At 41.2% G+C, this 3,998-nt stretch carries 4 protein-coding genes and 1 rRNA gene; all 5 read right to left on the reverse strand.

Annotated features, from left to right (window positions below):
* Nucleotides 1–655: 655 nt before the first annotated feature.
* Complete coding sequence (locus tag CYL18_RS18800; RefSeq protein WP_104850997.1) at nt 656–1,405, reverse strand: phosphotransferase family protein; 750 nt, start codon at nt 1,403–1,405, stop codon at nt 656–658.
* A gap of 21 nt (nt 1,406–1,426) precedes the next feature.
* Nucleotides 1,427–2,185 carry a class I SAM-dependent methyltransferase gene (locus CYL18_RS18805; protein ID WP_407984665.1) on the reverse strand — a complete coding sequence of 253 codons (759 nt, stop codon included), beginning with the start codon at nt 2,183–2,185 and terminating at the stop codon, nt 1,427–1,429.
* Between the two features lie 63 nt (nt 2,186–2,248).
* Nucleotides 2,249–2,701 (reverse strand): GNAT family N-acetyltransferase, encoded by a 453-nt coding sequence (locus CYL18_RS18810; RefSeq protein ID WP_104850999.1) that lies wholly within the window; start codon nt 2,699–2,701, stop codon nt 2,249–2,251.
* Entirely contained in the window at nt 2,698–3,162 is a 465-nt protein-coding gene (locus CYL18_RS18815; RefSeq protein ID WP_104851000.1) for a GNAT family N-acetyltransferase, read from the reverse strand. Before CYL18_RS18815 ends, CYL18_RS18810 begins: the two co-directional genes overlap by 4 nt.
* A 717-nt stretch (nt 3,163–3,879) precedes the next feature.
* Nucleotides 3,880–3,996 (reverse strand): 5S ribosomal RNA (rrf, locus tag CYL18_RS18820).
* Between the last annotated feature and the right edge of the window lie 2 nt (nt 3,997–3,998).

Genomic DNA, 3,998 nt, shown 5'->3' on the forward strand with positions numbered 1-3,998 from the left:
TAAAACATTGACGAGAGTTAAACTCTCTTGTTTAAGACTTGCTTAGCGTTTCGTTTTGTTTAGTTTTCAAAGAACAATCTGTTTCGGTCACCTCAGCGACCTTATTTATTATACTGTGTTTACTTCTTAAAAGCAAGTACTTTTTTAAAAAAGTTTTAACTCGTTTTTCAGAAGCAACTTTTATATAATACCTGATATTTTTAATGAATGCAACCATTTTTTAAAAATAAGTTTAAATTCATTCTTCTATCAGTGCTGCTTAATCAATCAGCTCAATTAATATACCACCATTTCTCGTAAAATGAAACTGTTATTTATATCCAAGATGCACTTTTCTATTATTCTAAGTTTTCAATAGTACCCTTACATAACTTATAGGAAGCACGCGATAGATTAAACAAATCGGGATGCTGAATATGAGGAAAGTAGTATGTTCAGGAGTAACTTTGAGAGTCCTCATCCATTGGTGATTGGAAAGGAAAGCAAGTTCGACGATACTCCCTCCTTATCAGGGAGTTATATTCAGCTATGCCATTTTCTTATATTGCAGCACAGGACTGTTGGAATGACGCGAATCATTTCAACTAATCAATCGATTGAATAGTGAATCGCAGAGCGTTTATAAGGTTCCGAGACACTCGGAACCCTTTGAACATTAGATGAAAGTATCGATTATCTTCCTAAGTGACTTTTTCTCCTCGAACGGAATCTCCTCTGATAATCTTGCACTAGCAACAAAAGGTGCCCATTGGAAGATCTCCTCCTGTGATAAACCTGTTCGAAGGCAATAGGTACATAAATATTTTTGGGCTATGTCGGATGATGACTGAGACAGCAGCAGAAATGTGCGATAGATATCTGCCCTAATGTCACCCAGACTAGAATCCGCCCAATCTATGATGGTCAGTCTTCCATTATTCATTATTACATTAAAGGGATGGAAATCACCGTGGCATAGCCTTGATTCAAATTCAACAGAGGTCAGTCCTCTTAACAATAATGCCTTCATGGTTTCAGAGAGATATTTACTTGTTTTGATTTGACGAGACAACTTATCCGTCATCCATTCAATAGACGTTTCTTGTATGGAAGTTTGGTGGATAGTTTGCTGTACATGAACACAAATGTCGATAAAATAATCCGCCTGCCCCATGTCCCTTAATAATCGTTCACCTATTGTCACCCCTTCTATGTATTCCATGATGATTACCTGCCTGCCATTGATTTCTGTTACCTCCATAATTTCAGGAACATCAAGACCGCGCTCATAGGCAAATGCTTGTTTCTTCGCTTCATGAACTGACACATTTTCCAGAAAGCCTTCTTTAAATACTTTAACAACTTTATCATTCAGTCGATAGATGGCAGCAGTATTCCCAACGGCAATCGGATGAACAAGGTCCATCTTATCCCTCCATAAACAACATTATTTCTTTAAGGCCCTAATCATCATCGTAGCCGGGAATCGCCTGGCTTTATATAAAGAATAATAACGATCTGGATCTTTCTCTTCCACGGAATCATAGTCCGTTGATACGTCACTTTCAATTACCTTGTCAATCGCAAATCCTGCATGGATTAACTCATTTATGTACGTGCTGAACATTCTATTCCGGATAAAAAGAGAGGCATCTTCTCCCTTGAATTTTTCATATATTTGAATCTCTTCCCTTAGATAAGAATCATCGAGATAGATGCGACCATTTTTACTTTTCAAATGAGCATACACAGGATGATCCCAGCTGAAGATAAAAACACCACCCTTTTTCAAATAGGAATGTATCAGCTTAAAGGTAGCCGACAAGTCCATTGTCCAACCAATCGCATAGATGGAATAGACATAATCGAAATATCCCTTCGGCAGACCGATTTCCTCCTCCATCGGAGCACAAAAAAGCTTTGCCTCCGCTTCCTGCAGCAATTCTTTTGCCGCTTTTATTTGCTCGTCAGACAAATCCACTCCCCACAGTTCACTTGCTCCCTTTTCACGCAAATAACGCAAGGAATGGCCACTGCCACAGCCGATTTCAAGAACTTTTTTATCTCTCACTTCTCCGAATAAGCCTAGCTCCTCTTCCTCCTGAGCAAACGGGCCATAACGAGGAAGCGCATCCACTCCATGAAAGTGATGAGCCACCGCATTCCAGCCTCGCTTATTTTGTTTAATCTGTTCAGCCACCATAATTCTCCTCCATTCTCTATCGATAATGAATTCGAGATAAGAGGATGGTTTTCCTTGTTTCCCCAGTTATAAATCTTGAGATAGCCTCACCATATCCATGCATTGAATTCCATTCTCATAAATTTTCTCTTCATAATGCCTAATGAAAAAATCTCGATCAATGCTCGTCATCCTAAAGCCGCATTTTTGATAGAGAGCCAGTTGGCCGATACTTGAATTGCCCGTGCCTATTTCAATCGTTTTATATCCTTGTTTTTTGGCTGTTTGAATCGCATCCCTCAACAATGCTCTCCCAGTACCTTTACCTTGATGTTCTTCATCCACCGCCAAGTTAACAATTTCCGACGTTCCCAGCCCTTTAGAAATAAGGACATATACCCCAATGACTCGATTATCCTCTTCAGCTACGAAGCATTCTCCTTTATCTATATATGCCTCCACCATGGACTGAGATGGATCAGCTAACAAAAGCAGTTCCATAGGGAGCTTTTCACCGGCATTTAATAATCTAATATTCATTTCACCACCCCTTTCGCCAAGTCCATTTCTAAATACTCATCGCTTTCCGTAAAACCAAATTTTCGATATACAGGTCTCCCCATTTCTGAAGCTCCCAGCCAAATTTTTGATATTCCCGCAGCCCGAACCTCCTCAATAAGTTTTGTCAACAACTCTTTCGCAATGCCCCTGCCGCGATAATTTTCATCCGTAAACATATTGGTGATATAAGCCTTCTTTCCAGTCTTATTCATATAACTAGGCGGAAATTCATAAAACAGCACGGCACCGCAAGCTACTACCTCACCCTGATTCTCCACAAGCCATTGAATCAATGCCCCCTCACTAAGCTTACATTCAAAGAACGCTCTCAGTTCACCGTCCATATTAATGGAAGGCTCTATTCCTTCATCTATTAACTGACGTTTTCTTAACTCCATCAACTTGGCTACATCGTTCATCGTTGCTTTCCGGTATATCATTTTAGCCCCCTTAAGATTTCGATTTATTCTAACAATACCAATTTCTACAAATTGAGTCACTTACTACTATCGGAGAACAACATTAAGCAAAAAGGAGAATGGTCTATTTAAAACTCTAAAAACCATTCAACTGACATAATAGCTAATAAGCGTTTTAAACTTCCTTTCATTAAAGATGAACATATAGCAAAAAACCAGTCCGTAACTGAACTGGTTTCTACTTGCCAACAACACCCTACTCTCACAGAGGACACGCGGCCCAAAACCATGGCGCGAGAACTCACCTTCTGTGTCCGAATGCCGACTGGCAATCGAGGTGGACTTCTTATACACCTTTCAAAAAAGACATCTCTTTCGAGATGAAAGCACAAAAAAACCAGTTCAATACTGAACTGGTTTCTGCTTGCCCGGCAACGTCCTACTCTCACAGGGGCGTGAGCCCCAACTACCATCGGCGCGCGAGCTTACCTTCCGTGTTCGGAACCCGACCGGCGATAAGCGGCGGATCTCGGCGTCGGCTTCGCTCGCTCAGTACTCATGTACATCATACATTCCGTGCTTCCCTCACTTGCCTCCTTGACCTCCTTGCTTCTCCCCAATCGGAGATGCCTGCTGCCAGTCAGAGGTGTATCCTTTACCTTTTTTAAGAAAAAAGACATCTCTTTCGAGATTGAAAAGCACAAAAAAACCAGTTCAGTTTTGAACTGGTTTTCGCTTGCCCGGCAACGTCCTACTCTCACAGGGGCGTGAGCCCCAACTACCATCGGCGCTGAAGAGCTTAACTTCCGTGTTCGGAATGGGAACGGGTGTGGCCTCTTCGCCATCATTACCGGACT

It is taken from the genome of Pradoshia eiseniae (assembly GCF_002946355.1).
Lineage (GTDB): Bacteria > Bacillota > Bacilli > Bacillales > Pradoshiaceae > Pradoshia > Pradoshia eiseniae.